This window comes from Nocardia sp. NPDC058640, from assembly GCF_042716995.1.
Classification (GTDB): Bacteria; Actinomycetota; Actinomycetes; order Mycobacteriales; family Mycobacteriaceae; genus Nocardia.
In genome coordinates this window covers 205,565-231,343 of the sequence record NZ_JBHXRG010000001.1, presented here as the reverse complement: position 1 = coordinate 231,343, position 25,779 = coordinate 205,565, and the positions used below count along the sequence as shown (strand labels likewise).

General features: G+C 66.4%; 28 protein-coding genes. 18 read left to right on the top strand and 10 right to left on the bottom strand.

Annotated features, from left to right (window positions below; translation table 11 throughout):
* Positions 1-86 precede the first annotated feature (86 nt).
* Positions 87-914 (top strand): ABC transporter permease, encoded by an 828-nt coding sequence (locus ACFWU5_RS01165; protein ID WP_379240731.1) that lies wholly within the window; start codon positions 87-89, stop codon positions 912-914.
* The gene (locus tag ACFWU5_RS01160; RefSeq protein WP_379265726.1) at positions 911-1,711 is read left to right on the top strand and encodes an ABC transporter permease; all 801 of its coding nucleotides are present in this window, start codon (positions 911-913) and stop codon (positions 1,709-1,711) included. The genes ACFWU5_RS01165 and ACFWU5_RS01160 overlap by 4 nt, the downstream gene beginning before the upstream one ends.
* Here ACFWU5_RS01160 and ACFWU5_RS01155 read toward each other — a convergent pair.
* On the bottom strand, positions 1,705-2,583 hold the full coding sequence (locus ACFWU5_RS01155) for a helix-turn-helix domain-containing protein (protein ID WP_379240733.1): 879 nt from the start codon (positions 2,581-2,583) through the stop codon (positions 1,705-1,707). The two genes, ACFWU5_RS01160 and ACFWU5_RS01155, sit on opposite strands and share 7 nt — an antisense overlap.
* A gap of 399 nt (positions 2,584-2,982) precedes the next feature.
* Between ACFWU5_RS01155 and ACFWU5_RS01150 the strand changes: the two genes are divergently transcribed.
* Entirely contained in the window at positions 2,983-3,342 is a 360-nt protein-coding gene (locus tag ACFWU5_RS01150; protein ID WP_101468584.1) for a DUF4254 domain-containing protein, read from the top strand.
* Positions 3,343-3,345: 3 nt separating this feature from the next.
* Here the strand turns inward: ACFWU5_RS01150 and ACFWU5_RS01145 are convergent, their stop codons facing one another.
* Positions 3,346-4,068: a GntR family transcriptional regulator gene (locus tag ACFWU5_RS01145; protein ID WP_379265725.1), complete on the bottom strand. Its 723-nt coding sequence runs from the start codon at positions 4,066-4,068 to the stop codon at positions 3,346-3,348.
* A 97-nt stretch (positions 4,069-4,165) separates the two neighbouring features.
* On the opposite strand from ACFWU5_RS01145, the gene ACFWU5_RS01140 reads away from it, so the two are divergent.
* From ACFWU5_RS01140 to ACFWU5_RS01115, 6 genes are all read left to right on the top strand, one after another.
* The gene (locus ACFWU5_RS01140) at positions 4,166-5,293 is read left to right on the top strand and encodes a TIGR03364 family FAD-dependent oxidoreductase (RefSeq protein ID WP_379265724.1); all 1,128 of its coding nucleotides are present in this window, start codon (positions 4,166-4,168) and stop codon (positions 5,291-5,293) included.
* On the top strand, positions 5,293-5,973 hold the full coding sequence (locus tag ACFWU5_RS01135; protein WP_379265723.1) for a phosphonatase-like hydrolase: 681 nt from the start codon (positions 5,293-5,295) through the stop codon (positions 5,971-5,973). The genes ACFWU5_RS01140 and ACFWU5_RS01135 overlap by 1 nt, the downstream gene beginning before the upstream one ends.
* A gap of 89 nt (positions 5,974-6,062) precedes the next feature.
* Entirely contained in the window at positions 6,063-7,109 is a 1,047-nt protein-coding gene (locus tag ACFWU5_RS01130; protein ID WP_379265722.1) for a 2-aminoethylphosphonate ABC transporter substrate-binding protein, read from the top strand.
* 28 nt (positions 7,110-7,137) lie between these two features.
* The gene (locus tag ACFWU5_RS01125) at positions 7,138-8,325 is read left to right on the top strand and encodes an ABC transporter ATP-binding protein (RefSeq protein WP_379265721.1); all 1,188 of its coding nucleotides are present in this window, start codon (positions 7,138-7,140) and stop codon (positions 8,323-8,325) included.
* The gene (locus ACFWU5_RS01120) at positions 8,322-9,212 is read left to right on the top strand and encodes a 2-aminoethylphosphonate ABC transporter permease subunit (RefSeq protein WP_379265720.1); all 891 of its coding nucleotides are present in this window, start codon (positions 8,322-8,324) and stop codon (positions 9,210-9,212) included. The genes ACFWU5_RS01125 and ACFWU5_RS01120 overlap by 4 nt, the downstream gene beginning before the upstream one ends.
* A gap of 2 nt (positions 9,213-9,214) precedes the next feature.
* Complete coding sequence (locus ACFWU5_RS01115; protein WP_379240740.1) at positions 9,215-10,012, top strand: ABC transporter permease; 798 nt, start codon at positions 9,215-9,217, stop codon at positions 10,010-10,012.
* A 163-nt stretch (positions 10,013-10,175) separates the two neighbouring features.
* Here ACFWU5_RS01115 and ACFWU5_RS01110 read toward each other — a convergent pair whose 3' ends face one another.
* From ACFWU5_RS01110 to ACFWU5_RS01095, 4 genes are all read right to left on the bottom strand, one after another.
* On the bottom strand, positions 10,176-10,940 hold the full coding sequence (locus ACFWU5_RS01110) for an SDR family oxidoreductase (protein WP_379265719.1): 765 nt from the start codon (positions 10,938-10,940) through the stop codon (positions 10,176-10,178).
* 142 nt (positions 10,941-11,082) lie between these two features.
* A complete protein-coding gene (locus ACFWU5_RS01105) occupies positions 11,083-11,928 on the bottom strand; it encodes a helix-turn-helix transcriptional regulator (protein WP_379265718.1) in 846 nt (281 codons plus the stop codon).
* A gap of 74 nt (positions 11,929-12,002) precedes the next feature.
* Positions 12,003-12,185 carry a hypothetical protein gene (locus ACFWU5_RS01100; protein ID WP_379265717.1) on the bottom strand — a complete coding sequence of 61 codons (183 nt, stop codon included), beginning with the start codon at positions 12,183-12,185 and terminating at the stop codon, positions 12,003-12,005.
* A complete protein-coding gene (locus ACFWU5_RS01095; RefSeq protein WP_379265716.1) occupies positions 12,170-12,670 on the bottom strand; it encodes a hypothetical protein in 501 nt (166 codons plus the stop codon). Before ACFWU5_RS01095 ends, ACFWU5_RS01100 begins: the two co-directional genes overlap by 16 nt.
* Before the next feature lie 510 nt (positions 12,671-13,180).
* Between ACFWU5_RS01095 and ACFWU5_RS01090 the strand changes: the two genes are divergently transcribed.
* Genes ACFWU5_RS01090 through ACFWU5_RS01080 form a run of 3 tightly spaced genes read left to right on the top strand, consistent with a single transcriptional unit; the run spans position 13,181 to position 15,099 of the window.
* A complete protein-coding gene (locus tag ACFWU5_RS01090; RefSeq protein WP_379265715.1) occupies positions 13,181-14,053 on the top strand; it encodes a hypothetical protein in 873 nt (290 codons plus the stop codon).
* Positions 14,054-14,099: 46 nt separating this feature from the next.
* Positions 14,100-14,438, top strand: a complete 339-nt coding sequence (locus tag ACFWU5_RS01085; protein WP_379265714.1) for a hypothetical protein — start codon at positions 14,100-14,102, stop codon at positions 14,436-14,438.
* A 52-nt stretch (positions 14,439-14,490) separates the two neighbouring features.
* A complete protein-coding gene (locus ACFWU5_RS01080; RefSeq protein WP_379240744.1) occupies positions 14,491-15,099 on the top strand; it encodes a DUF4126 domain-containing protein in 609 nt (202 codons plus the stop codon).
* A gap of 104 nt (positions 15,100-15,203) precedes the next feature.
* On the opposite strand, the gene ACFWU5_RS01075 is transcribed toward ACFWU5_RS01080, so the two are convergent.
* On the bottom strand, positions 15,204-16,214 hold the full coding sequence (locus ACFWU5_RS01075) for an LLM class flavin-dependent oxidoreductase (protein ID WP_379265713.1): 1,011 nt from the start codon (positions 16,212-16,214) through the stop codon (positions 15,204-15,206).
* 116 nt (positions 16,215-16,330) lie between these two features.
* Here ACFWU5_RS01075 and ACFWU5_RS01070 point away from each other — a divergent pair, with 116 nt between their 5' ends.
* From ACFWU5_RS01070 to ACFWU5_RS01055, 4 genes are all read left to right on the top strand, one after another.
* Positions 16,331-16,807 carry a MarR family winged helix-turn-helix transcriptional regulator gene (locus tag ACFWU5_RS01070; protein WP_379240746.1) on the top strand — a complete coding sequence of 159 codons (477 nt, stop codon included), beginning with the start codon at positions 16,331-16,333 and terminating at the stop codon, positions 16,805-16,807.
* 72 nt (positions 16,808-16,879) lie between these two features.
* Entirely contained in the window at positions 16,880-18,310 is a 1,431-nt protein-coding gene (locus ACFWU5_RS01065) for an MFS transporter (protein ID WP_379265712.1), read from the top strand.
* 79 nt (positions 18,311-18,389) lie between these two features.
* On the top strand, positions 18,390-19,466 hold the full coding sequence (locus tag ACFWU5_RS01060; RefSeq protein ID WP_379265711.1) for a class 1 fructose-bisphosphatase: 1,077 nt from the start codon (positions 18,390-18,392) through the stop codon (positions 19,464-19,466).
* Between the two features lie 11 nt (positions 19,467-19,477).
* Positions 19,478-20,353 carry a phosphoribulokinase gene (locus ACFWU5_RS01055; protein ID WP_379240749.1) on the top strand — a complete coding sequence of 292 codons (876 nt, stop codon included), beginning with the start codon at positions 19,478-19,480 and terminating at the stop codon, positions 20,351-20,353.
* A 16-nt stretch (positions 20,354-20,369) separates the two neighbouring features.
* Here ACFWU5_RS01055 and ACFWU5_RS01050 read toward each other — a convergent pair whose 3' ends face one another.
* Genes ACFWU5_RS01050 through rpe form a run of 3 tightly spaced genes read right to left on the bottom strand, consistent with a single transcriptional unit; the run spans position 20,370 to position 23,664 of the window.
* On the bottom strand, positions 20,370-21,059 hold the full coding sequence (locus tag ACFWU5_RS01050) for an HAD-IA family hydrolase (RefSeq protein WP_379265710.1): 690 nt from the start codon (positions 21,057-21,059) through the stop codon (positions 20,370-20,372).
* Positions 21,056-22,969, bottom strand: a complete 1,914-nt coding sequence (gene tkt / locus ACFWU5_RS01045) for a transketolase (protein WP_379265709.1) — start codon at positions 22,967-22,969, stop codon at positions 21,056-21,058. Before tkt ends, ACFWU5_RS01050 begins: the two co-directional genes overlap by 4 nt.
* Complete coding sequence (gene rpe / locus ACFWU5_RS01040; protein WP_379265708.1) at positions 22,969-23,664, bottom strand: ribulose-phosphate 3-epimerase; 696 nt, start codon at positions 23,662-23,664, stop codon at positions 22,969-22,971. Before rpe ends, tkt begins: the two co-directional genes overlap by 1 nt.
* A 136-nt stretch (positions 23,665-23,800) precedes the next feature.
* On the opposite strand from rpe, the gene ACFWU5_RS01035 reads away from it, so the two are divergent.
* Positions 23,801-24,469: a response regulator gene (locus tag ACFWU5_RS01035; RefSeq protein ID WP_379265707.1), complete on the top strand. Its 669-nt coding sequence runs from the start codon at positions 23,801-23,803 to the stop codon at positions 24,467-24,469.
* Complete coding sequence (locus tag ACFWU5_RS01030) at positions 24,466-25,656, top strand: GAF domain-containing sensor histidine kinase (protein ID WP_379240754.1); 1,191 nt, start codon at positions 24,466-24,468, stop codon at positions 25,654-25,656. Before ACFWU5_RS01035 ends, ACFWU5_RS01030 begins: the two co-directional genes overlap by 4 nt.
* The last annotated feature ends 123 nt before the right edge of the window (positions 25,657-25,779 follow it).

Sequence of the window (25,779 nt, the reverse complement as noted above, 5' to 3'; positions counted from 1 at the left end):
AGCATTGGCCCGCCGCCGAACTGGCGCGCCCGACATGCGCACGCCAGTTCCCCACGGCGACAACCCGCATCCACCACGATGGACCGGTGCACACCCTCGACGATCCGGTCACCGCGAACGACCGGTCGCGCACCGCTGCCCTGACGCAATGGTGGGTGCTCGCGCTACGGCTGATCCGCCCCGCCTGGCGCACCGGCGAGATCCTCACCGCCGTGCTGGCCCCCGTCGTGTTCACGATCGGTTTCTACGTCCCGCTCAACCTGGTGATGACCGTCTACGGCCACGGCCTGAGCAGCTACGCCCAGTTCCTGATGCCGATGATCGTGATGCAGGCGGTCGCGTTCTGCGCCATCGCCGCCGCCTTCCGCTCCGCCACCGACGCCCGCGAGGGCCTTGACGTCCGCTTCGCCACCCTGCCGATGCCACGCTGGGTACCGTTCGCGGCCAGAATCACCGTGGCCGCACACCGCGCGCTGATCGCGATCGCCGCCGCACTGGTCTGCGGTGCCGTGATCGGCTTCCGCTTCTACGGAAGCTGGTGGCACACAGCCGGTTTCCTCGCCTTCGCGCTGCTCATCGCGATAGCCCTGTGCTGTGGCGCCGACCTGCTCGGCAGCCTGTCGTCGAGTCCCGAGGCGACCACCCAGATCTTGGTGCTGCCCCAGTTGATCTTCGGCATGGTGTCCACCGGCTTCGCCCCTGCGAGCCAATTCCCCAGCTGGCTACAGCTTTTCGTCCGCAATCAGCCCGTCTCCCAGTTCGTAGGCGGGCTGCGGGCACTGGCGGGTGACTCCACCGGAAACGCGGGCGCGGTCGACATCGCTACGTTAGGACCAGGCCTGGCCTGGGCGATCGGCATCTTGATCGTCTGCGCCGCGCTCGCCGCGCATCACGCCGCCCGGCGGACCTCATGACAACAATGGCCATGTCGCAGGGCGCCGAGTCGCTGCGAATGCTGCTGCCGCAGACGATGATCCACACCAAGCGACTGCTGATGCGCTGGAGCCGAGACCCGTTCACGGTGATGCAGGCTCTGCTGTTCCCCGCACTGCTCCTGGTGATGCTGAATGCCGTACTGGGCAAACAGGTCTCATCCTTCGCGGGTGCTAACGCCCTCTATGGCTCGGTCCCGATGGTCGCACTGGTCGGCGTGATGTCGGGCTCGCTGGCAGGCGCCGTCACCCTGGGACGCGAACGCGACGAAGGCCTGCTGTCCCGATTCTGGGTCCTGCCGGTCCACCGCGCATCGGGCCTGCTGTCACGAGTGCTGGCCGAAGCCGTCCGAATCCTGTTGTGCACCATCGTGATCTTCGCCGTCGGCCTAGCCCTGGGCTTCCGCTTCACCCAGGGCCCCCTGGCAGCGATAGCCCTGTTCACCATCCCGGTCCTGTTCGGCCTCGGCTTCGCCACCATGGTCACCGCACTGGCCGTCTACACCGCCAAAGCCACACTGGTAGAAGGTGTTTCGCTGGCCTCATCGATGATGATGTTCTTCAGCACCGGCTTCGTCCCACTCATCGCCTACCCGCGCTGGGCGCAACCGATCGTGGAGAACAACCCCCTGTCGCACGCCATCGACACCATGCGCGGCCTGTCCCTCGGCGGGCCCGTCCGAGGCCCACTACTGGCGACCGTTGCCTGGTCCATCGGCGCGATAGCCGTTTTCGCGATACCCGCCGCGCTCGGCTTCCGCCGCGCCAGCCGCTACTGATCCGCGGCGGACCGCACGATCTCGTCGCGCGCCTCGGTGATCAATTTCGCCGAATCGCGCGGACTCAACGCCATCGCGCGCAGCTGATCGAAGATCACACCGAACCGCCGGATCTCGGAATGCCCCTCCACCAGGTCGTGCACCGACATCGACTCCACATACACCAGCTCCGGGTCGACCGGATTGCGGAAGTCCAGCAGCGTGAACGACCCGGCCATGCCGGGGTGCGCGCCCGCGTCGAATGGAAGTACCTGCAGGATCACGTTTTTGCGCTTGGTCTCGTCGAGCAGCCGATCCAGCTGACCCGCCATCGTCGCCGCGCCGCCGACCACCCGGCGAATGGCCGCCTCGTCCATCACCACCCACAGTTCCAGCGGCTCGTCCTTGGTGAGGTTGATGGCGCGATCCATCCGCGCCTGCGCCCGGCTCTCCATCACCGCGGCGTCCAGTCGTGGCATCGAAGTGTCGATCACCGCGGCGGCGTATTCGAACGTTTGTAGCAGTCCGGGGATCGTCGAGGTCTGGTATTGCCGGGCCGACAACGCCTCTGCCTCGAAATTGATGTAATTGGCATAAACCTCGGACACCGCGCCCTCGTAAGGTCGCGACATGCCGGGTTTCAATGCGTCGGTCAGCAGGCTGAGTGCCTCGTCGCGCATTTTGTCGTCGACCTGATAGAGATCGAGCATCGCGCCCAGCGTGCGCCGTTGCGGGCGCGCCTGCGCCATTTCGATCCGGTACAGCGTGGTGACGTTGATTCCGGTGCGCGCGCTGACGTCTTCCTTGCTCAGTCCGGCGCTTTCGCGCAACTCACGCAGCATCGCGGCGAGCCGGCGGAGCCGGACGGTCAGGGTCGTACGCTTGCCTGCCATGAAACGCATTATTGCGCTGCGAGGCCCCGCTGTCACGCGTTCGGCGAAGACAGCAACATAGCGGTTGCCATGGTGTTCGGCGCGTCGGGCAGGCACGCCGGAAGGCTGTGTGGGACTGCGGATGTGACCGCCGGTTCTGTCGAGGAGGCTTTACTGCGGCAGTGCTAACGCAATCTTGCGTTTCCTGTTCTGAGCGAGCATGATCGGCGTTAGCCTGGTTGCGAACAATCCGAACAGATGACCGGGATAACCGAATCGAGAGCCAATCATGTTGGTAGACAAATCTTGGGTGTCGGGTGAATTCGGGGCCTTGCGATGAGCGCGCCGGTGATGGGGTTGCTGCCGACCGCTCCGCAATTGTTGTGTGCGTTTCAGGGGCGGCGATTTCAAGATCGCGAATTGTTGCGGTCAGCGCACGCACTGGCTGAACTGCACGAACGGCGGGGGCAGGTGCGTGACACGGCATTGATCGCCGAGATCGATTGCCGTCGAAGTGAACTGGTCGACGACATCAACGACTGGTGTGTGCAGGAGATCCCGTTGCATCGCAACGGCGCCTCGCTGCACACCGAAAGTCTGGGTGCGGTGGTGGACCGGATGGCGCGTAGCTGGGTGGATGCCAACCAGGCCATCGACATCGACGGCGCGCGAAGCGATAACACACACAAGCACTGGTATCACCTTGCCGAGCTTGTGGATGGTTACACAGATCTGGTCACCGATGTGGCCGGCGGACGGCGAAGGCTGCCCGAGCAGTAGGGGTTACGCGTGCTCCGGTGACAGCCGCGCCTCGAAGGCGATGCGGTCACCGCGGTACAGCGAGCGCACCCGTTCGATGGGCGCGCCGTCGGCGTCGACACTGCGCCGGTGCAACAGCAGCATCGGCAGTGCGGTGGTGCATTCCAGCAGTCCTGCTTCTCTCGGCGCGGCGAGTACGGTTTCGATGCGTTCGCGCGCACTGGCGAGTTCGACACCGGTGGCGCGGATCGCGGCGTACAACGACGTGGTCGGGTCATACGTACCGCGCAGAATGGCGAATCGATGCAGCGGTAGGTAGGTGCTCTCCAGTCCGACGCGTTCACCGTCGGCGAGCAGGACACGTTCCAGGTGCATCACCTCGGTGCCCACCTCCACCTCGAGGTCGGCAGCGGTCGCGGCGTCGGCGGCGATGTCCTCCCATGCCACCAGCACGCGGCCGGGGGTGCGACCCAGACTGATCGCGCCCTCGGTATAGGAGCGCAGCGACAGCGGCTGCGTCAGTTTGGGCCGCGACACCACGGTGCCCCGGCCGCGTCGGCGAATCCTGCCCTCCACCAACAGTTCTCGCAGTGCGTGCCGAACTGTTTCGCGGGCGACGCCGAAGCGGGCGGCCAGGTCGCGTTCCGAGGGCACCGGGTCGCCTTCGTCGAGCTCGGTCAGGATGAGATCGATTTCGGTGCGGACCAGGAACACCTTCGGAACACGGGTTGTCGGCGGCGAATCCATGCCATCCAGGGTACATGGATTGGTCTATACCAAAATTTAACTTGCCGTTCTCACGGCCCACACCTATAGGTCTAGACCATTTGCCACTATCGGTGCCATGCGATTGGTCATCATCGGTGGAGGGATCCTCGGCACCGCACACGCCTGGGCGGCAACAGCCCGTGGACACGAGGTCGTGCACCTGGAACGCGAACGCGAAGCCCGCGGCGCGACGGTCCGCAACTTCGGTCTGGTCTGGGTTTCGGGCCGCTCGGCCGACGAGCTCGAGCTGACGCTGCGCTCACGCGAGATGTGGGAGGAGATCGGCGGCCGGGTCCCCGGCGTCGGCTTCCGCCCCGCCGGTTCCATCACCCTGGCGCGCACCCCCGCCGAACTCGCCGTCGCCGAAGCCGCGGCCGTCGGTGCCACCGCCGAAGCGCGCGGCTTCTCGCTGCTGGACCCCGACGAAGTCCGCGCGATCAACCCCGCCCTGCGCGGCAAATACCTTGCGGGCCTGCACTGTTCGACCGATGCCGCGGTGGAGTCGCGCCAGGCGCTGCCCGCCCTGCGCGCCCACATGACCGCGACCGGCCGCTACACCTTCCACGAGAGCACCGAGGCCCGCTCGATCCTGGACACCGGTTCCGGCGCGGTCGTGCTCGACGATCACGGTCGCCGCCACGAGGCCGACCTGGTCATCCACTGCCCCGGCGCCGCCCATTCCGGCCTCACCCGCGAACTGGCAGGCGACCTCCCCGTGCGCCGCGTGCGACTGCAGATGATGCAGACCGCGCCGCTGGGCGAACCCCTGACCACCGCGATCGCCGACGGCGACAGCTTCCGCTACTACCCCGGTTTCGCAGGGCCGCAACTGGATTCGCTCAACGCCGAGCAGTCGCAGTCGGCCACCGCCGCCGAGCACAAGATGCAGCTGCTGTGCGTGCAGCGCCTGCACGGCGGCCTGACCATCGGCGACACCCACGAATACACCGAACCCTTCGCCTTCGACGTCGACGAAGCCCCCTACGACCACCTCACCGAGGTGGCCGAGGAACTGCTGGGCCGCAAGCTGCCGCAGATCGTGCGCCGCTGGGCGGGCGTGTACAGCCAAAGCGTCGACCCCGGCGCCATCGTCACCCGCGTGCAGGCCGACACCAACGTCTGGGTCGTCACCGGCCCCGGCGGCCGCGGCATGACCCTTGGCCCCGCCATCGGCGAACAAACCATCGACCAGATCGGACTGTGATGTCGGACCACAAGATTCAGCTCGCTGTGCTCGACATGGCAGGTACCACCGTCGCCGACGGGGGACTGGTACTGCAGGCCTTCGAAGCCGCCGCGACCGCCGCCGGGATCGAAGCCGAGGGCCCGCGTCGCGAGGAAGCTCGCCGCTACGTCATCGACACCATGGGCCAGTCCAAGATCGAGGTGTTCCGCGCCCTGCTGCCCGGCGACGAGGCCGCCGCCCAACTCGGCAACCGCGCCTTCGAAACCGCCTACGACGCACTGGTCGAGCAGGTCGACATCGCGCCGATTCCCGGTGCCGTCGAAGCGATCACCGCGCTGCGTGACGCCGGTATCAAGGTCGCGTTGACCACCGGATTCAGCCGCGGCACCCAGGACAAGTTGCTGGCCGCGCTGGGCTGGATCGACCTGGTCGACCTGACCCTCGCCCCTTCCGACGCCGGTCGCGGTCGCCCCTACCCGGACATGATCCTGGCCGCCGCACTGCGTCTGGGCGTGGACGCGGTCGACCGGATCGCCGTGCTCGGTGACACCACCAGCGACATCGCCACCGGACGCAACGCGGGCGCGGGCATCGTCGCGGGCACCCTGACCGGCGCGCACACCGCCGACCAGCTGCGTGCCGCCGGTGCCACCCATGTCGTGGACTCCGTCGCCGATTTCCCGGCACTGGTCCTTTAAAGCTTGCGTCGCGGTACCGCCGCGGCGTCCCCCTCCGATCCTTCCGTCCCTGCGATTCCCCCGGCATCTGAACGAAAGTTGTTGCAATCGTGCGTACTTCCCTCACCGCGCGCCGCCTGTCCAAGGCCGCGCTGCTGCTGGTCGGCGTCACCGCCGTCGCCTTCACCGGCGCCTGTGGTGGCACCGGCACCGAATCCGCCAGCGGCAAGACCGTCACCGTGTACTCCGCCGACGGTGTCGGTGGCTGGTACAAGAACCAGTTCGACGCGTTCACCAAGGAGACCGGCATCGCGGTCAACCTGGTCGAGGCGGGTTCGGGCGAGGTCGTGAACCGCGTGGACAAGGAACAGTCCAACCCGCAGGCCGACGTCGTGGTCACCCTGCCGCCGTTCATCCAGAAGGCCAAGCAGTCGGGCCTGCTGCAGCCAAGCGGCATCGACACCGCCGCCATCCCGGCCGCGGCCAAGGACGCCGAGGGCACCTACGTGACCATGGCGAACAACTTCCTGTGCTTCATCGCCAACCCCGCGGTCGACGCGTCGGCGCTGACCTGGGAAGACCTGCTGAAGCCCGAGTACAAGGGCAAGCTGCAGTACTCCACCCCCGGCCAGGCCGGTGACGGCACCGCGGTGCTGGTGCTGCTGCAGCAGTTGCGCGGCAAGCAGGGCGCGCTGGATTACCTTGCCGCACTGCAGGCCAACAATGTCGGCCCGTCGTCGTCGACCGGCAAGCTGCAGGCCAAGGTCGACAAGGGTGAGCTGCTCATCGCCAACGGCGACGTGCAGATGAACCTGACCACGGTCAAGGAGAAGGGCTCCAAGTTCAACGTCTTCTTCCCGGCCAGCGCCGGCGTGCGCTCCACCGTGGCCGTCCCGTACATGATGGGTCTGGCCAAGGGCGCCCCGCACAAGGACGACGCCACCAAGCTGATGAGCTTCCTGATGGCCCCGGCCGCGCAGGCGAAGCTGGGTCCCGATGCGTTCGCCGTGTCGCCCCGCACCGACGTGCCCGCCCCCACCGACGGTGGCCCCGCCGCCGCGATGACCGGTGTCGAGGTTGTGGCGGTCGACTGGAACAAGGTGCTGACCGACCTGGACGCCGATGTCGCGGCGTACCAGAAGGCAACCGGCAGCTGAATTCGGCTGTGAGCTAAGGGAGTTGACGATGTCCGACGGCGATGTCCAGATGAAATCCGCTACCACGGCGGCGGCAACCAGCGAACCCGCGATCGTGTTCGACCGGGTCGGGGTCAGTTACGGCAGGGGCCGCAAGGCCTCGGTCGCGCTGGCCGATTTCACCCTGCGCGTCGCCGTCGGCGAGACCGTCGCGCTGCTGGGCCCCAGTGGGTCGGGCAAGTCGACCGCGCTCAAAGCGCTGGCCGGCTTCGTTCGACCCACCACGGGTTCGGTCCGCCTGGCGGGCCGCGACGTCACCGATCTGTCGCCCGCCAAGCGCGGAATCGGTGTCGTCGTGCAGTCCTACGCGCTGTTCCCGCACATGAACGTGCACAGCAATGTGGCGTTCGGTCTGAAATCGCATCGGGTGCCGCGCGGTGACATCGCCGCGCGGGTCACCGAGGCGCTGGACATGGTCGGCATGGGCGGATACGCGAAGCGGCTGCCTCGCGAGCTGTCCGGTGGACAGCAGCAGCGCGTGGCGATCGCTCGCGCACTGGCCATCAAGCCCAGTGTGCTGTTGCTCGACGAGCCGCTGGCCGCGTTGGATGCGCAGTTACGTCACTCGATGCTGGGTGAACTGCAGGCTCTGCGAAAAGCGTTGCCCGACACGGCGATGCTGTATGTGACGCATGATCAAGCCGAGGCGCTGGCGCTGGCCGACCGGATCGCGGTGATGCGCGATTCGCGTCTGGTCGATATCGACACTGCCGAGAACTTGTGGCGGCGTCCACCCACCGACTTCACCGCCGGGTTCCTCGGTGGCGCAAACCTGGTGCCCTGCACGGTCAATCACGTCACCGGCACCGCCGCACTGGTCACTGCGGGCGACGCCACCTTGCGCGCGGAAGCTCCGCAACCCGGTGTGGGACTTGCTGATTGGGCACCCGGCGACGACGCCCTACTCTGCATCCGCCCGCACACGATCACGATCTGCAAGCCCTGCGACCGAGATGCCTTGCGCGCCACAGTGTTGACGTCGGTATGGCGTGGCGCGACGACCAGAGTCGAACTCGCGGTCGACGGGCTCTCCGACGCGCTGGCCGCCGATGTGGCGGGGCACTTCACGGCGGAGATCGGCGCCGTCGTCGGAGTGAAACTCCCGGATCCAGCGGGAGTGCTCATCCCGCGCGCAGTCGGTGACACAGCCACCAATTCCGGGAGCGCGTCATCGTGAGTGCCGTCGTTCTAGAACACCCCGATGCGTCCCAGCCGACCAACGCACCACGGCGTTCGTGGTTGCCGATCCTGTGGACCTTGCCGCCCGTGCTGGTCGTGCTCGGCATCGCCGGCTATCCGATCCTGCGGGTGCTGACCGAGTCCACCCAAACCCCGACCGGCCGCGGCACCGAAGTCTGGACCTCGGTACTCGGCTCGGAAGCATTCCGAGAAGCCTTGTGGCGCACGGTATCCATCGCCGTCTGCGCCACGGCGGGTTGCCTGGTCCTTGGCACCTTCCTGGCGATCGTGTTGGCTTTCGTCCCGTTCCCCGGATCGGGTGTGGTCGGCAGGCTCATCGACACGATCCTGACGCTGCCGTCGTTCCTGATCACCCTCGCCTTCACCTTCCTCTACGGAACAGCGGGCGCGGTGAACGCCCTGATCGCCGAATTGACCGGCGCCACAACACCTGTCATCGACTTCCTCACCACCCCCCTCGGCGTGATCCTGGCCGAGATCACCTACTTCACCCCGTTCGTAGTGCGCCCGGTGCTCGCCGCCTTCGCGCAAATGCCGCGCGAACAACTCGACGTAGCAGCAAGTCTGGGCGCCTCACCCTGGCGAGTCCTGCGCCAGGTGATCCTGCCCGAGGCGTGGCCCGCACTCGCCGCAGGCGGCTCCCTGGTCCTGCTGCTCACCCTCAACGAGTTCGGCATCGTGCTGTTCACCGGCGCCAAGGGCGTCATCACCCTGCCCGCCCTGATCTACACCCGCGGCATCATCACCTTCGACCTCCCCGGCGCGGCCGTGCTCGCCTCGGTCCAGGTCCTGCTGTCGTTGAGCCTGTACCTGGTCTACCGGTTCGTCTTCGCCCGCTTCATCGCCCGCCCGAAGGGGGACTGATCATGCTCGTCTGGACGCCACGCGGAAAAGCCCTGGTACTGGGCGCCTTCGCCCTGGTGGTCACGGTGGTCTTCATCGCCCCCATCGCCACCGTGATCGCCGCCGCCCTGGCAGGCAGCTGGACCGGCCCCCTGCCCTCGGACCTGGGCTTCACCAACATCGGCAACGCCCTGACCGGCGAACAAGCCGCCAGCCTCTCGGTCAGCCTACAAACCGCCCTCCTAGCAGGCGCGATCTCCCTGATCCTGGGCACATGGGCAGCCCTGGCCTCCCGCGAAGCCCCCACCTGGCTACGCCGCCTCACCGACGCCGTCTTCCACCTCCCCGTAGCCGTCCCCTCCGTAGCAGTAGGCCTAGGCGTCCTCATCGCCTTCAACGAACGCCCCCTCCTCCTCGGCGGCACCAAGTGGATCGTCATAGTCGCCCACACCGTCCTGGTCCTGGCCTACGCCTTCAGCGCAGTCTCCGCCGCCCTCGACCGCCTGGACCCCGCCTACCGCCAAGCCGCCGAATCTCTAGGCGCAGGCCCGGTACGAGTCCTCTGTCAAATCACCCTCCCCCTCCTACTCCCCGCCCTAGGCGCCGCCGCAGGCCTGGCAGTAGCCCTGTCCATGGGCGAACTCGGCGCCACCATCATGGTCTACCCCGCCACCTGGAAAACCCTGCCCATCAGCATCTTCGCCCAAACCGACCGCGGCGAAGTCTTCGACGCCGCAGCCGGAACGACGGTGCTCGTAGTGGTCACCTTGATCGTGCTGGTAGTCCTCGGCCGCGTCCGAGGACGTGCCGCCGTCCGCTGATCCGGCTCGATGCGCGGGTCGCGCCAGATCAGCACCGGCCTGCGGGTGCGGCGGCCCAGAGTCGAATGCGCATCGAGTGGGCCACGCTGAACGCCCACTATTCGCACAAACGGTGCGATTCTCGACCCAAATTCGAAGTTGTGGGCGCTCAGCGTGGTGTGACCTACCCGAACGCCCCAGCGGCGACCGCGGTCAGTCCGCCATCGACGCGAAGGTCGTGGCCATTGACGTAGGCGGCGTCGACCGACCCGAGGAACGCGACAGCGGCGGCCACATCTTCGGAGGTACCGACACGGCCCGCAGGCGGCAAGGTCGCCACGGCACGCCTCGCATCCTCGGGCATTTCCCGATGGAAGGCAGGGGTGTCGATATAGCCGGGGCTCACCGAATTCACCCGGATTCGTCGCGGCGCCAATTCCGCCGCGAGACTGCGAGTCAGGTTGTGAACCGCGGCCGTGCTCGCCGAGTACAGAGCCGAGCCGGCGACACCGAGATGCAGACCGAACGACGCGTTGATGACGATCGAGGCATGGTCGGGGAGCAGCGGCAGAGTCTTCTGAACAGTGAAGAAGGCACCCTTGAGGTTGCTCCCGATCACGTGATCGAAGAGCTCACCGGTGACCTGATCGATCGTCTGGAACGAACCGATGCCCGCATTGGCGAACACCAGATCGAGGTGCCCGAAGTGGTCGCCAACCGCCGCCGCGAGGATATCGAGATCATCGAGATCGGTAGCGTCACCGGCAATTCCGTGCGCCTGACCGCCGAGCTCGGCGACAGCCCCATCGAGCCGTGTCTTGTCCCGCCCGGTAATCACCACCCGGGCCCCCTCCGCGATCAACCGATGCGCGGTAGCCAACCCCATCCCGCTACTTCCGCCGGTGATCAGCGCGGTCTTGCCATCGAATCGAGAACTGTTGTGTGTCATGGGATTCAGCGTGGTGGATGGTCGGCGGAGTAGGCAGTGCGCAGTTATCAGGGGTGTGCCACCACCAGGCTGGCTTGATGTATCGCGAGCATTGCTCAGCATCCGCTGCCCGACATGGACTCGACCAGCGAGCACGCTCGGATCACGCGGATTCGGTCAGTCGCAATCGCGGAAGTCCGGCTAGACGTTGCGCGGTGTCGGTCTCGGGCCGCGGGTTGTAGAGCACCAGTGACCAATTCGGGTGGTCAGCGACAGTGAGCGTAGTGGCATCGAAGTACAGATCCCCGACCTCGGGATGGCGCAGCGCATTCACAGCCTGCAGCGGCGCACCGACTTCGTGGCGTTCCCAGAGTTCAGCGAACTCCGGCTCGGAAGCAGCGAGTTCGCTTGCCACACGCCGGAATTCGATGTCGTGCGGAACGAGCGCCGCATCCGCCCGATACGCGGCAACCACACCGGGCGCGGCCTCGGCCCACACCTCGGGCAACTCCCGGTAGCGGCGGCTGGTGAAGAACGTAACCAGGCAATTGTGCGGCTCACCGTCCTCGCACCCGAACACCCGCCCCGCAATCCCGTTGAACGCCAAGATGTTCCAGTACCGATCCCGCACAATGGCGGGCCCCCGCTCCCACCCGTCGAGCACCGCCCGAATCTCCGCAGTAACGTCCACCGCGGACCCACCAGCCACCGGCGGATTCAACCCGGCCAACACATACAAATGCGCCCGCTCCACCTCACTCAACCGCAACACCGACGCCACCGCATCGAGCACTTCCCCCGACACCGTGATGTCGCGCCCCTGCTCCAACCACGTGTACCAAGAAACCCCGACCCCCGCCAACATAGCGACCTCCTCCCGCCGCAACCCAGGAGTCCGCCGTCGCCCGGCCGCAGGCAACCCCACCTCACCCGGCCCGATCCCTTCCCGCCGCGACCGCAGAAAATCGCGCAGCTCTTCGCGCCGCCGGGCAGATGCCGCACTGACCATGCAACCAAGGTAACAACGTCGGAGTCGCCGCGGCGGCGGTGAGCCGGTTCTACTCGGGGCGAGGCCCGGTGCGATCAGTGGTGGAAGATGCGACTGGTCACCTCACCGGTGGCGATGAGGGATTTCGTGGTGTCGACGACACGGACATGGGTCAGAGTCGAAGAGCGGGTTCGGCTCACCACGGTCGCTTCGGCGGTGAGCTCGTCGACTGCCGGCGCGAGGTGGGCAAGCCGTTCGACGACTACGACGATCCGCAAGCTGTGATCGCGGCGTCCTTCGCGGTGAAGTAGCGGGTCTGGGCTGTAGTGACCACGGCCGAATCGCCGGACCCCAGCGCCAACTTGTTCAGTTCGGTGCCGAAAGCGTGTGCGGCAGAAGCATATTCGGTCAGGGCGGTGTTGAGGCTGGTCGAAACCTTGTTGGCGGCCAATGCGGTGTCGACCTTGTCGCCCGAGTCGTCGAGTGCGGTCGCCGCGTCCTGGGCGGCGGTCCGCGACGCCGCACGGTCGTCCTTCTCGTCGAGCCGGCGTTTCAACGCGTCGATCTTGAGTTTCACCTGCAGCGCACTGGTCAGAAACGGCCCACACACCGCCCCCTGCGCGGCCCTCGCCTTCGACGACGACGTGGCCGCAGCAGCGCTGACCGAGGTGACATGCGCCGCCCGATCGGCCTCATTGACAGTGGCTTGCCCGCTCACGGTATCCGCGCATCCGACGGTGATGAGACCGCCGAAAACCGCCACTACCGCCAAGATCAAACCAGCAATACGCCTGTTCACTGAACCCCCACGTCGAGTACCCACAATCCCGATCCCGTTGTGCGACAAGCACGCCACCGCCGCGCCCGAGCAGAATACAGGCAAGACCGCGCCCGAACCGCACCGATCACCCCACCGACCACCGCTCCCGTTCGTCACGAGTAGCGAAGTGTTGTGAGTGTGGATAGGGATCCACAGCAGCGCCGCTTCTGCGCGGACACGGTAGCACTGGCGTAATCGACCACTTCGTCGCCGAATTGGCGGAAAACGGGCTGGATGGTGGGCGAAGTGGTCGATTACGCCGGGCTCGGCGTGGACGGTCGGCGAGGCGTGCCTGGGTAGCTGCAGGAGTTCTAGACTCACGCTATGACAGCGTGGATCGAGGTTCTGACAGCGCTTACTGATGGTCCTGACCTGCCTATTCATGGCACTATTCGGGAGGTTGCTCCCGCGGATCGGGCTGAGCGGTCCGTCTCGGTCGGGTCGCGAATGCCCATGATGGTCGTCGCCCGGGACGGATGTCGCGTGTGGCGAAACGGGGAACGGCTGCGGGTCGATCAGGAAGATGGGCGGCCGATCTTCATCACCGATGGGGTCAAGGCGTGGGATTTCACCGCAGATCCTGAGCGTCCCCGCGTCGGTCCACCTGACCGCGTTCGTTACCTCGGGCGGAATCAGTTCCTGTTGCGGCGACGCGATGCGGCGGACTGGGCGGGGGAGGATTTCACCCGGCCTGTCGGTCCGGTGGAAGAGGTCGAGTTCGTCGGGAGGGCGTGTTGGACTGTCGAGTTGGCTCCGCCTCCGAACAAGCCGACGCCGCTGCGGATTTGGGTAGACATCGAGTCGGGGCAGATGCTCGGATATCGGTCCGAGGAGGCTGGTGTGGGGGCGCAGTTCGTCGACCTTCACGTGGGCGAGGACATCGACGATGCGCGGTTCGTGTGGGACGGTCCGGTCTACACGCCGGAGCAACACCAGCAGATACAGAGGGAGCAGTTCGAGGCGGTGAAGCGTGCGCAGACTGAATGGTTTGCTGAAACAGTCACTGCTGCACCGATTGTGGTGCGCGTGCCGATCGACTTCACGCCGGACGCCGTGCCGTTCAGTGATCCCGAGTCAGGGGCCTTCGACGCCATGAACCGGAACACGTCGATCTCCCGCCGCCCGCGCAGTGAGGAAGGGTGGGCTCCCCGTTCGGGTGTGCTGCAGTATGTCTGGTCCACCCCGAATTGGGACTGGGCGGCCGCCGCGCACGACGCCGACCTCGACGACGAGGCGATCCGCGATCTCCAACAGACCCTGCATCCCGACGATCCTGTCGACCGGCAGCAACGCGTCGATCCACCAGGCCGAGGCAAAGTCGGCTGACCCTGTCCTGCGCAACGTCCGACCGAATCCAGAATTGAGGAGAACGATGAGCACGACAGTGACCGACGAACAGATTCAGGCTTTGGCTGCGACTGCGAAACCGTTCAGTCTGGTGCTGCTTCGGTGGACCACGGAGCGGACGATGGACGGCGCCGACGCCATCGAACTCGAGCATCAGCGGCGGATGGTTTCGCTGCGTGCCGACGGGGTGATCGTGGTTCTGTGTCCGGTGGGCTCCGATGACCTGGCCGGCGTTGCGATCATGATCGGGCCTGTCGAGGAGGCGGCCGAGATCATGGCCGAGGACCCCTGCGTGCTGGCCGGAATGATGACGTACGAGGTGCATTCGTGCCACGGCTTCCCCGGAGACGCTGTCCCCGCATGAACGCCGCGCTGGGTTGGCGTGCATTGTCGGTGGGGCGGTTTACGCTGGGCGCGTGTCGGTACTTCCACTGATTTTTACCGCGGGCTGGGCCAGCGGGATCAATGCGTATGCGGTGGTGTTTCTGCTCGGGTTGTTCGGGCGGATCGGGTGGGCGGGGGAGGTGCCGCCGGGGTTGCAGCGGACTGATGTGCTCGTTGCCGCTGGGGTGTTGTTCTTGATCGAGGCGGTGGCGGACAAGATTCCGTATCTCGACTCGTTTTGGGACGCCGTGCATACGGTGGTGCGGCCTGCGTCAGGCGCGATCGTGTCGGGTTTGATTGCGGGGCAGGATGATTCGTTACCGACAATGTTCGCCGCGGCGGTGGGTGGGACTACGGCGTTGCTCAGTCACATCGTCAAGGCGGGGACTCGGATGGCGATCAATACTTCACCGGAGCCGGTGACCAATATTGCGATGAGTACCGCTGAGGACTTCACCGTCGGTGGCGTTATCACCTTGGCGGTGTTCTTTCCGGTGTTGGCGGCGGTGATCGCCGCTGTCCTGCTGGCGATCGGTTTATCGGTGGTCTATCTGTGCGCCAGTCGAATCCGCCGGTACCTCCGACGAAGGAGGGAACGCGACGGTGCGCGGAAGGCCGGCATCGATCCCGCCGTCGAGTGATTCCGGGCGTCGGGGACCGATCTCACCACTTCCGCGCAGCGCGCAGGCGACTGTCAGAGCACTGACAGTCGCCTGCGACGAAACACCCTCGGTCGGCGCGAGTTTCACCGCACCTGCGGCGCCACCTTCGTGCCCAGCAGGTCGATGCTGTGCAGCACCTGCTCGGGCGGCAGCGTCCCCACGCTGGTGTGCAACATGAAGCGGTCCAGCCCGAGCGTGTCGCGGACCTGCGCGATCTTGTCGGCCACGTAGTCGGCAGTGCCGACGAACAGCGAACCGCTGGGTGAGCGAAGGCCGTCGAACTGCTGGCGCGTCATCGGACCCCAGCCGCGTTCACGACCGATGGTCGACATGGCCAGGGCGTACGGCTCGTAGAACTCGGCGACAGCCTGCGCCTCGGTGTCGGCCACATAGCCGTGCGCGTGCACCGCCACCGGCTGCTTCTCGTGGCCGCCTTCGGCCAACGCCCGGTGATACAACTCGACCAGCGGCTTGAACCTGGCAGGCTCGCCGCCGATGATCGCGATAGCCAACGGCAAGCCGAGCAACCCGGCGCGAATCACCGATTCGGGACTGCCACCGACCGCGATCCACACCGGTAGCGGCCGGTCGTCGGTGCGCGGGTACACCGTCGCGTCGTGCAGCGGTGCACGGAATCGGCCCGACCAAGTGACCGGTGATTCCTCACGCAGACGCAGCAGCAGCGCGAGCTTCTCTTCGAACAGCGCATCGTAATCGGACAGCTCGTACCCGAACAGCGGGAACGACTCGGTGAACGACCCGCGCCCCGCCATCAACTCCGCGCGCCCGTTCGACAGCCCGTCCAGCGTCGCGAAGTCCTGATACACGCGCACCGGATCGTCGGAGCTGAGCACGGTGACCGCGCTGGTCAGCTGGATGCGCTCGGTGCGCGCGGCGGCGGCGGCCAGCACGACGGCGGGGGAGGACGCGGCGAAATCCTTGCGGTGGTGTTCGCCGACGCCGTAGACATCCAGGCCCGCGGCCTCGGTCGCCACGGCCTCGTCGACCACCTGGCGCAGCCGCACGGCGGCGGTCGGCGCGGGCTGGTCGCCGGTGGGGTACAGCTCGGCGAAGGTGGTGAGCCCCAGTTCCATGGTGAACCCTTTCTGCGGTATCCGGTCACCTTCTAAACGGACCGCAGTCCGATAACATTCCCGCGCGCAGTTGTGGATGTATGCGGATTATCTATGACGAAACTATAGTGGGCGGTATGACCGCTCTGGCGCCCACGCGCAACGAACCCGACCTGTCGTTCCTGCTCGACCGCACCAGCCACGTCCTGCGCACGCAGATGGCGGCGGCGCTGGCCGAGATCGGGCTGACGGCCAGGATGCACTGCGTGTTGGTCCACGCGTTGGAAGCCGAGCGCACGCAGGCGCAGCTCGCCGAACTCGGTGACATGGACAAGACGACGATGGTCGTCACCGTCGACGCGCTGGAGAAGGCGGGCCTGGCCGAACGCAAACCGTCGAGCACCGACCGCCGCGCCCGCATCATCTCGGTGACCCCGAAAGGCGCGGAACTCGCCGCCCAGAGCGCGGAAATCGTCGATGACGTCCATCGGGGCGCGCTGGATTCGCTACCGAAGGCGGAGCGCGAAACCCTGCTGCGTGCATTGAATCTCCTGGTGGAAGGCCCTTTGTCGACGCTGGTCGAAGCCGCGCCCGCGCGTCGCGCCCGGCAATAGTCCGTTAGAGATTGTCTGCAACGAAACTATCTAGTAGTGTCACTCTTGTTCGAGACGAGCAGGAGATGACCCATGACGAAGTCCCAGCGCACCGCCCTCGCGGTGCTGTCGGCAGCGATGCTGATGACCATCCTCGACGGCAGCATCGTGACCGTTGCCATGCCGGCGATCCAGGAAGACCTGGGCTTCACGCCCGCCGGTCTGAGCTGGACCGTGAACGCCTACCTGATCGCGTTCGGCGGACTGCTGCTGCTGGCAGGGCGCCTCGGTGACCTGATCGGCCGCAAGACGATGTTCGTCACGGGCAATATCGTTTTCACCGCCGCCTCGGTGCTGGCAGGCGTCGCGACCACTCCCGCCGTGCTCGTCGCGGCCCGTTTCCTGCAGGGCGTCGGCAGCGCGATCGCCGCGTCGGTGGTGCTCGGCATTCTGGTGACGATCTTCACCGAACCACGCCAACGCGCAACGGCCATCGGTGTTTTCAGCTTCACCGGCGCCGCGGGCGCCTCGATCGGGCAGGTGCTGGGCGGGGTGCTCACCGACGCGTTGAACTGGCACTGGATCTTCCTGATCAACGTGCCGATCGGCCTGGTGACCGTGCTCGTCGCGCACAAGGCCCTGCCCGCCGACCGTGGTCTGGGCTGGTCCGCCGGTGCTGATGTATTGGGCGCCGTCCTGGTCACCGCCGGTCTGATGCTGGGCATCTACACCGTGGTCGAGGTCGAACGCTACGGCTGGGTCTCGACGCACACCCTGGGTCTGGGTGCACTGGCTGCCGGGTTGCTCGCCGCGTTCGTCCTGCGTCAGGCCACCGCCGCAAACCCGCTGCTGCCGCTGCGAATCTTCCGCTCCCGCACCGTTTCCGGCGCCAACGTGGTGCAAATGCTCACGCTCGCAGCGATGTTCGCCTTCCAGATTATCGTCGCGCTGTACCTACAGAAGGTGTTGGGCTACAACGCTTTGCAGACCGGCTTGGCTATGCTGCCCGCCGCTGTCGCGATCGGCGGAGTGTCGCTGTTCGCGTCGGCTCGCCTGATCACCCGCTTCGGTGAGCGCGCGGTCCTGATTGCCGGTCTGACGCTACTGCTGGCCGGAATGTCCTGGCTGACCAGGCTGCCTGTCGACGCCACCTACCTGACCGACGTGCTGCCGGTCATGGTGGCCATCTCCGGCGGCGGCCTGGTGCTGCCCGCCCTGACCGCGCTGGGTATGTCCGGCGCCGAGGCCGACGACGCGGGCCTGGCGTCGGGTCTGTTCAACACCACCCAGCAGGTAGGCATGGCGATCGGTGTCGCGGTCCTGTCGACCCTGGCCGCCGCGCGAACCGGCACCGACCTGCTGGCCGGTGCATCCAACGCCGAGGCTCTGACCAGCGGTTACCGGCTGGCGTTCACTGTCGCGGCCGGTCTGCTCGCCACCGCCCTGCTCATCAGCGTCACTGTGCTGCGCAAGCAGCAGAGCGCCGACATGACGCCGACAGACGAGCCGATCCTGGCCGCGTAACCCGCCGAGCGGACATCCACCCCCACGGTTCACCCCCCGGGTGGATGTCCGCCCGGGGGTTCGGTGGTGTCCTCGAAGAATGCTGACCGATCGCACGACGTTGACCCAATTCCTCATCGAAGAGCGCCGCCGCTATCCCGGTTCCAGCGGTGAGCTCAATTCCCTGATCCTCGACGTCGCGCTGGCCTGTAAGGCGATCTCCAAACGCATCGCCTCGGGCGCCCTCACCGGCGTGCTCGGCCATGCCGGGGTGGTGAATGTGCAGGGTGAGCAGCAGCAGAAGCTCGACGTGGTCGCCAACGACTTGTTCCTGCGGGCCAACGAATGGGGCGGCCAGTTAGCGGGGATGGTGTCGGAGGAACTAGACGATCCGTATCCGATCCCGCCGGACTACCCGCGCGGAAAGTATCTGTTGGCCTTCGATCCCCTGGATGGCTCCTCTAATATCGACGTGAATGTCGCTGTGGGCAGCATCTTTTCGATTCTTCGTGCCCCGACACCGGGCACAGACGCGACACCGGAGGACTTCCTGCAGCCCGGCACCGAACAGGTCGCCGCGGGCTACGCGATCTACGGTCCCGCAACACAACTCGTGCTCACCGTCGGCACCGGCGTGCACGCGTTCACCCTCGACCCCGAACTGGGCGAATTCTTCCTGACCGGCCAGAACCTGCGCCTGTCGGAGTCCACCTCGGAATACGCGGTCAACAGTTCCAACCGGCGCTTCTGGGAACCGGCCGTGCGCCGCTACATCGACGAGTGTCTGGCAGGCGCGACGGGCCCGCGCGAGAAGGATTTCAACATGCGCTGGGTGGCGTCGCTGGTGGTGGAAACGCACCGAATCCTCACGCGCGGTGGCGTTTTCCTGTATCCGCGCGACTCCAAAGACCCATCTAAAGAGGGCCGGTTGCGGCTGCTGTACGAGGCCAACCCGATCGCGTTCCTGATCGAGCAGGCCGGCGGTCTCGCCTCGACCGGGCGGGAACGGATTCTCGAGATCGCCCCCACCGAACTGCATCAGCGGATCGCGTTCATCTTCGGTTCGCGCGACGAGGTGGCCCGGATCGTGAGATACCACGCCGAGGCGCCCGAAGAACCCGATGGCCAGTGGAGTCCGCTGTTCGGTCTGCGCGGTCTCTACCGTTCCACCACCTGAGGAGGAGTTTCATGTCCGCCAAGCACCCCGTCGTCGCCATTACCGGATCGTCCGGTGCCGGAACAACTTCGGTGATGCGCACGTTCGATCAGATCTTCCGCAGGGAAGGCATCGATGCCGCGTATGTCGAGGGCGACAGCTTCCACAAGTTCGACCGGGTCGGCATGAAGGAGGAACTGGCTCGGGCCCTGGACGAAGGCGACCACACTTTCAGTCACTTCGGTTCCGAAGCCAACCTGTTCGAGGACCTGGAGAAACTGTTCCGCGGCTACGGCGAGAACGGGACCGGTCGGGTGCGAAAGTACCTGCACGACAAGGAAGAAGCCGCACCGTACAACCAGGAGCCCGGAACGTTCACCCCGTGGGAGGACATTCGCCCCGGCACCGACATGCTGTTCTACGAGGGCTTGCACGGTGCGGTGGCCAACGACCAGGTCGACGTCGCGCAGTACGCGGATCTGCTCATCGGGGTGGTGCCCGTGATCAACCTCGAGTGGACCCAGAAGTTGCACCGCGACAAGGACAAACGGGGCTACTCCACCGAGGCGGTCACCGAGACGATCCTGCGCCGCATGCACGACTACGTGAACTTCATGTGCCCGCAGTTCTCCCGCACCCACGTGAATTTTCAGCGGGTTCCCGTGGTCGATACATCGAATCCATTTGTCGCACGGACGATCCCGACGCCTGATGAGTCCATGCTGGTGATCCGGTTCGCCGACCCGCACGGCATCGACTTCCCATACCTGCTGTCGATGCTGCACGACTCGTTCATGTCCCGCCCGAACACGATCGTGTGCCCGGGCGGGAAAATGGACCTCGCCATGCAGTTGATCTTCACGCCGATGCTGTTGCGGCTGATGGAACGCAGCCGCTCCCGCCGTTGATAATTCGACGACCACCTCATGCGAGGTGGTCGTCGAACCATGTCACCAGTTCCGGGTCGTCGAGTCCGTCGGCGACCAGGACCGCCGCGGACAGGTCGTCGGTGCGTGTGTAGGCGTTCTGCGCCGCCACGCACCGCAGTCCGGCAGCCACGGCGGATCGAACACCGTTGGCTGAATCCTCCACGGCCACAACCTGATCAGCGGACAGCCCGGTCTGGATCAACACGTCCAGGTACACCGCAGGGCTCGGCTTCAAGATGGGCACTTCGGTTCCCGTGGTGACCGTGTCGAAGGGGTCACCGAAGGCGTGCTTCAGCAGCGGTTCGACCCAGGCGCGGGTGCCGGTGGTCGCGACATGCAACCGGACACCGCGCGCCCGCAGCCGTTCGATCAGTTCCCGCGCGCCAGGACGGGCACTGATGCGCCCGTCCGCAGCCATCTGCCGCATGATCCGAGTCTTGTTGCGGTGCAACTGTTGTGCCAGATGCCGGGCCTGCCCGGCGGGCATACCGTGCTGTTCGAACCAGAATGTGAGCCGCTGCGCGCCGCCGGCGACCTTCAGCAGGTCCCCGTACTCGTCGACGTCCCAGCGGTCGGGTAGCCCCGCCTCGGCGAAGGCCGTGTTGAAGGCCACCCGATGGCCGTCTCGTTCACTGTCGACCAGCGTGCCGTCGACATCGAAGATCACTGCTCGAAGTTCGGTCATGGTGTGCCGTGCAGGTATTCGCGGATGCGGTCGAGCACGGCCGCCACGGTGAAGCCGTGATGGGCCATGACTTCGTCGCCGGGACCGCTGTGGCCGAACTCGTCGATACCGACCGCCAAGTCGACCAGACCCGCCCAGCCTGCCGTGCTGCCGGCTTCGAGGCTGATCGTGTGCGCGGCGGGGTCGGGGGAGAAGCGGGACCGGTCCAGTGCCGACACCACCCGCACGGTGTATCCCTCGGCGCGCAACTGCTCGGCGGCGGCCGCTGCCAACGCGACTTCCGAACCGGTAGCGACGATTTCGACAGAGGCGGCAGTCGGTGCATCGGGGATGTCGAGCTGAGGCAATGACTGGCGCGACAGGATCAGCGCGGTGGGCCCATCGGTGCGGGTCAGTGCGAGTTCCCACGCGAGGGCGGTCTCGGCATCGTTGGCCGGTCGCAACACCTGCAGGCCGGGGATCACCCGCAGCGACTCGACATGCTCGACCGGCTGATGCGTCGGTCCGTCCTCACCGACCGCGATCGAATCGTGCGTGAGCACATAGATCACCGGCTGTTTCATCAACGCCGACAACCGCAGCGCCGGCCGCAGGTAGTCGGCGAACACCAGGAACGTGCTCCCGAACACCCGGAACCCACCGTGCAGGCTCATCCCGTTCAGAATCGCGGCCATCCCGAACTCGCGGATACCGAAAGCGATAGCGCTGGAAGCGAAGTCATCGCGCGAGATCACGTCACCACACACCGTCCCCGTCGACCCGGCGAGATCGGCCGACCCGCCGACCAACTCCGGCATGGTCGACAGTGCCGCGTTCAAACACGCCTGCGACGACTGCCGGGTGGCACGAGGTGCGCCCGCGACGACGGATTCCAGTGCAGGCAACAGTGTTTCAGGCAGCAGTCGTGCATGAGCACGTCGGAACTCCGCGGCTCGCGAAGGCGCAACAGCGTCGAAGGCCGCGAACTCGTCGAGCCAGGTTGCGTGCTCCTCACCACCCAGAGCCGCCAACGCCGCACACGTCGCGGCAACTTGCTCGGGCACCGAAAAGGGCGGAAGCGACCATCCCGCAAGGTCTTTGGCTTGCGCCAACCGCTCGGCACCCAACGGCGCACCATGCGCCTTGGACGTCCCCGCGACACCGGGCGCCCCATGCCCGATCACCGTCCGCACCGCCAGAAAACTAGGCCGAGGATCACCCTTGGCCCGGGTCAGAGCAGCATCGATCGCCTCGATATCGGTCCCATCCGAAACCACCTCGGTATGCCACCCATACGCCGCGAACCGCGCCACCTGGTCATCACTACACGACCGCCCGACAGCACCATCGATGGTGATCTCGTTGTCGTCCCACAGCACGACCAACCCACCAAGCCCCAAATGCCCTGCGAAAGAAGCAACCTCGTGGCTGACACCCTCCATCAGGCACCCATCACCCACGATCGCGTAGGTCCGATGCCCGGTGATCTCGGGAAACCGGGCAGCAGTCATCCGCTCGGCCAAAGCCATCCCGACCGCCATCGCCAACCCCTGCCCCAACGGCCCGGTCGTGCATTCGACGCCGGGGGTATCCCCGTACTCCGGGTGCCCCGGCGTCGCCGAACCCAACTGCCGAAACCGCCGCAACTCCGAAACGGGCAGGTCATACCCGAACAGGTGCAAAAGCCCGTACAGCAACGCGGACCCGTGCCCGGCGGACAGCACGAACCGGTCCCGATCAACCCACTGCGGGTCAGCCGGATCATGACGTAAATGCCGACTCCACAGCGTCCACGCCATCGGCGCCGCCCCCATCGGCATCCCCGGATGCCCGGACTGGGCGGCCTCCACCATGTCGGCGGCGAGGAACCGCAGCGTGTCCACGGCCAGCCGGTCGGTCTGCACCGACGGAACGAAAGCGATATCGGTCATCAGGCTGCCTCTCCCGACGTGGTGGCGGCATCGCGCAAACGCTTCACCGCGGCCGCTTTGCCCTCGGGATACCCGTACATCCACGACCCCGAAATGAACACATCAGCCCCCGCCGCAGCCGCGCCACCGATGGTGTCGGCGGTGATCCCGCCGTCGACTTCCAGCTCGATGGACCGCCCCGACTCGTCGATCATCCGCCGCAACTGCGCGATCTTCGGCTCGACAGCCGGAATGTAGGCCTGCCCGCCGAAGCCCGGATTCACGGTCATGGCCAGGATCAGATCGGTCTCGGCCAACACGTGGGCCACGGTTGCGGCGGGCGTGTGCGGGTTCAGCGCGACCCCGCTGCGCGCCCCGAGATCGCGGATCCGCGCCAGGGTGCGATGCAGGTGCGTGCAGGCTTCCGCGTGCACGATGATCAGCTCGCACCCGGCGTCGATGTACTCGGGCAGCAGCTCGTCGGGGTTCACCACCATCAGGTGCGCCTCGAACCCGACGGTGCTGTCCGCGCGCGTGGACGCGATCACCGCGGGGCCGAACGTGAGGTTGGGGACGAACACACCGTCCATCACGTCCCATTGGATCCGGTCGACGCCGGCCGCGCACAGATCACGCACCTCCTCACCCAGTCGAGCGAAATCTGCGGGCAACACCGAGGGCACTATGAGCGGCCGGGGGACTGGGGACTGCGGCATGGCACGGCCTTTCTGATCGGGTCCGTTCATCGGACCGCACCGGCGCACCTTCGGGGCTCCCCCTCGGGGGTGGAGGTCCGGGTGAGATCTCGTCAATGCCGGTAGCGCGGACTCCCGCCCGCCGTAGGGTGGAGGGATGCCGGAGTTACCTCCGACCCCGTTGAAGCTTGTGCTCGTCGACGATCACGAGATGGTGCTGCACGGGCTCGACGCCATGCTCGGCCACTTTCCCGACGAGGTCGTGATAGTCGGCCAGTCCACCACCGACACCGCCGCGTTGCGGATGGTCGCCGAACACCAACCCGACATCGTGCTGTGCGACGTGCGCATCGGCAAGGCCAGTGGCCTGGATCTGTGCCGTCAGATCACGTTGCAATATCCCGACACCAAAGTCGTGCTGCTGACCGTGTACGACGACGAGCACTACCTGTATCAGGCGCTGCGCGTGGGCGCCTCGGGCTACATTCTCAAACGCGTCGACGGGCGCGAACTCGTCGCCCAGCTGCGGCGCGTGCAGGACGGGGAGACGGTGGTCGACGCGTCGCTGGCCGGCCGGGTGGCATTGGCGGCGGCCAGGCTCAACGCGGGGCAGTTCTGGTCGGGGGCGCACCTGGGGCTGACGCAGCGTGAATCAGAAGTGTTGGGGCTGTTGGTTTCCGGTCATTCGAACCGTGCGGTGGCGAGCAAGTTGGTGGTGAGTGAGGACACCGTGAAAACCCATATTCGCGGGTTGTATCGCAAGCTGGGCGTGTCCGATCGCAGTGGGGCGATCGCGGTTGCGTTGCGGGAGGGGCTGTTTCGGTGAGTTACGCCGGTGGCGCGGTTCCTACGGCGGCGGAGCTCGCGCCGCTGCTGGGCGCTGACGGTGTGCTGCTGTACGCGATCGACGGCCAGGATCTCAGCATCGTCGACATGTGGCCGGTGCATCCGTCGGCGAGTTCGCTGCGACTGCAGGTGGGGTTCGGCGTGACCGGGCTGGTGGCTCGTACTCGCAAACCCGTGCTGATCGACAACGACTCGCCGCGAAATGCCTTGCACCGCAGGTTGTTACGACTGGACCCCCACCAGACCCTCGCGCGCATGTGCCTGCCTTTGCCGGGACTGGAGGGCGAGATAGTCGGCGTGCTGGCGGTGCATCGCGATCCGCGAAATCCCTTCGGGCAGCAGGATTTAGACGGCGCGCAGCACTACGCCGCCGTGCTCGGCCTGTGGTTGCACGCGCAGCGCCTGTTCCGCACCGTCCATCGTCAACGCACCGAACGCGACCGTCTCGTCGAGCAGGCGATCACCGCCCAGGAAGCCGAACGCCGGCGCATCGCCTTCGACCTGCACGACGGCGTCACCACCGCCCTGGCCTCGATGTCGTTCCACCTGTCCGCCGCCGACCTCACCGTGTCGGAACTGGTCGCGCACGTCGACGTCACCGACGAGGCCAGCCTGCGCGACCTCGCCCGCGCCCGCGCCGAACTGGTCAGCGCCCGCGAGCTCGCCGATTTCGCCTACAACGAGACCCGCGCCGCCATCTCCGGCCTGCACAGCCTGGTCCTGGACGACCTCGGCCTGGTCGCCGCGATCGAATCGTTGGTGCGCACGGTCAGCGGCGACGGGCCACCGGAGATCGAATTCCTCGTCGACCCCACCGCCGCCATCGACGACATCCCCGACCACGCGGCCGCCACGCTGTACCGCATCGCGCAGGAGTCCCTGGCGAATGCGGTGAAACATGCTGGGGCACAACGAATTGTGGTCTCCCTGCGTCGGGTCGGTGATTCGATCGTGCTCGGATGTTCCGATGACGGCGAAGGTTTCGACCACGCCGAACGTCGCGCGAACCGTGCCGCCGACCTCGACGGCGAACAACACTTCGGCCTGACCTCGATCGCCGAACGCTGCGCCATCATCGAAGCCTCGCTGCGCGTGGAGTCGATGCAGGGACGTGGGACCACCGTCCTGGTGGAGCTGCCCGTTCGCTCGCCGGGGCTTTTCCCCTAGCGTCCCTAACTCCACCCCTCCGCGCCCCCAATTGCCGTTTTTGGTCGTGACCTGCGGAAAGACTGGTCATACCCTGGAATGAGATCACCGACAGGTCCCCCCGGTCGGACTCCCAGAAAGGGG

What these genes read in the sequence shown, in the direction of transcription:
- ACFWU5_RS01160 (WP_379265726.1), top strand. Translation starts at nt 911, where the DNA reads ATGACAACAATGGCCATGTCGCAGGGCGCCGAGTCGCTGCGAATGCTG.
- ACFWU5_RS01155 (WP_379240733.1), bottom strand. Translation starts at nt 2,583, where the DNA reads ATGGCAGGCAAGCGTACGACCCTGACCGTCCGGCTCCGCCGGCTCGCC.
- ACFWU5_RS01145 (WP_379265725.1), bottom strand. Translation starts at nt 4,068, where the DNA reads ATGGATTCGCCGCCGACAACCCGTGTTCCGAAGGTGTTCCTGGTCCGC.
- ACFWU5_RS01140 (WP_379265724.1), top strand. Translation starts at nt 4,166, where the DNA reads ATGCGATTGGTCATCATCGGTGGAGGGATCCTCGGCACCGCACACGCC.
- ACFWU5_RS01135 (WP_379265723.1), top strand. Translation starts at nt 5,293, where the DNA reads ATGTCGGACCACAAGATTCAGCTCGCTGTGCTCGACATGGCAGGTACC.
- ACFWU5_RS01125 (WP_379265721.1), top strand. Translation starts at nt 7,138, where the DNA reads ATGTCCGACGGCGATGTCCAGATGAAATCCGCTACCACGGCGGCGGCA.
- ACFWU5_RS01115 (WP_379240740.1), top strand. Translation starts at nt 9,215, where the DNA reads ATGCTCGTCTGGACGCCACGCGGAAAAGCCCTGGTACTGGGCGCCTTC.
- ACFWU5_RS01110 (WP_379265719.1), bottom strand. Translation starts at nt 10,940, where the DNA reads ATGACACACAACAGTTCTCGATTCGATGGCAAGACCGCGCTGATCACC.
- ACFWU5_RS01105 (WP_379265718.1), bottom strand. Translation starts at nt 11,928, where the DNA reads ATGGTCAGTGCGGCATCTGCCCGGCGGCGCGAAGAGCTGCGCGATTTT.
- ACFWU5_RS01090 (WP_379265715.1), top strand. Translation starts at nt 13,181, where the DNA reads ATGATGGTCGTCGCCCGGGACGGATGTCGCGTGTGGCGAAACGGGGAA.
- ACFWU5_RS01085 (WP_379265714.1), top strand. Translation starts at nt 14,100, where the DNA reads ATGAGCACGACAGTGACCGACGAACAGATTCAGGCTTTGGCTGCGACT.
- ACFWU5_RS01075 (WP_379265713.1), bottom strand. Translation starts at nt 16,214, where the DNA reads ATGGAACTGGGGCTCACCACCTTCGCCGAGCTGTACCCCACCGGCGAC.
- ACFWU5_RS01070 (WP_379240746.1), top strand. Translation starts at nt 16,331, where the DNA reads ATGACCGCTCTGGCGCCCACGCGCAACGAACCCGACCTGTCGTTCCTG.
- ACFWU5_RS01065 (WP_379265712.1), top strand. Translation starts at nt 16,880, where the DNA reads ATGACGAAGTCCCAGCGCACCGCCCTCGCGGTGCTGTCGGCAGCGATG.
- ACFWU5_RS01060 (WP_379265711.1), top strand. Translation starts at nt 18,390, where the DNA reads ATGCTGACCGATCGCACGACGTTGACCCAATTCCTCATCGAAGAGCGC.
- ACFWU5_RS01055 (WP_379240749.1), top strand. Translation starts at nt 19,478, where the DNA reads ATGTCCGCCAAGCACCCCGTCGTCGCCATTACCGGATCGTCCGGTGCC.
- ACFWU5_RS01050 (WP_379265710.1), bottom strand. Translation starts at nt 21,059, where the DNA reads ATGACCGAACTTCGAGCAGTGATCTTCGATGTCGACGGCACGCTGGTC.
- tkt (WP_379265709.1), bottom strand. Translation starts at nt 22,969, where the DNA reads ATGACCGATATCGCTTTCGTTCCGTCGGTGCAGACCGACCGGCTGGCC.
- rpe (WP_379265708.1), bottom strand. Translation starts at nt 23,664, where the DNA reads ATGCCGCAGTCCCCAGTCCCCCGGCCGCTCATAGTGCCCTCGGTGTTG.
- ACFWU5_RS01035 (WP_379265707.1), top strand. Translation starts at nt 23,801, where the DNA reads ATGCCGGAGTTACCTCCGACCCCGTTGAAGCTTGTGCTCGTCGACGAT.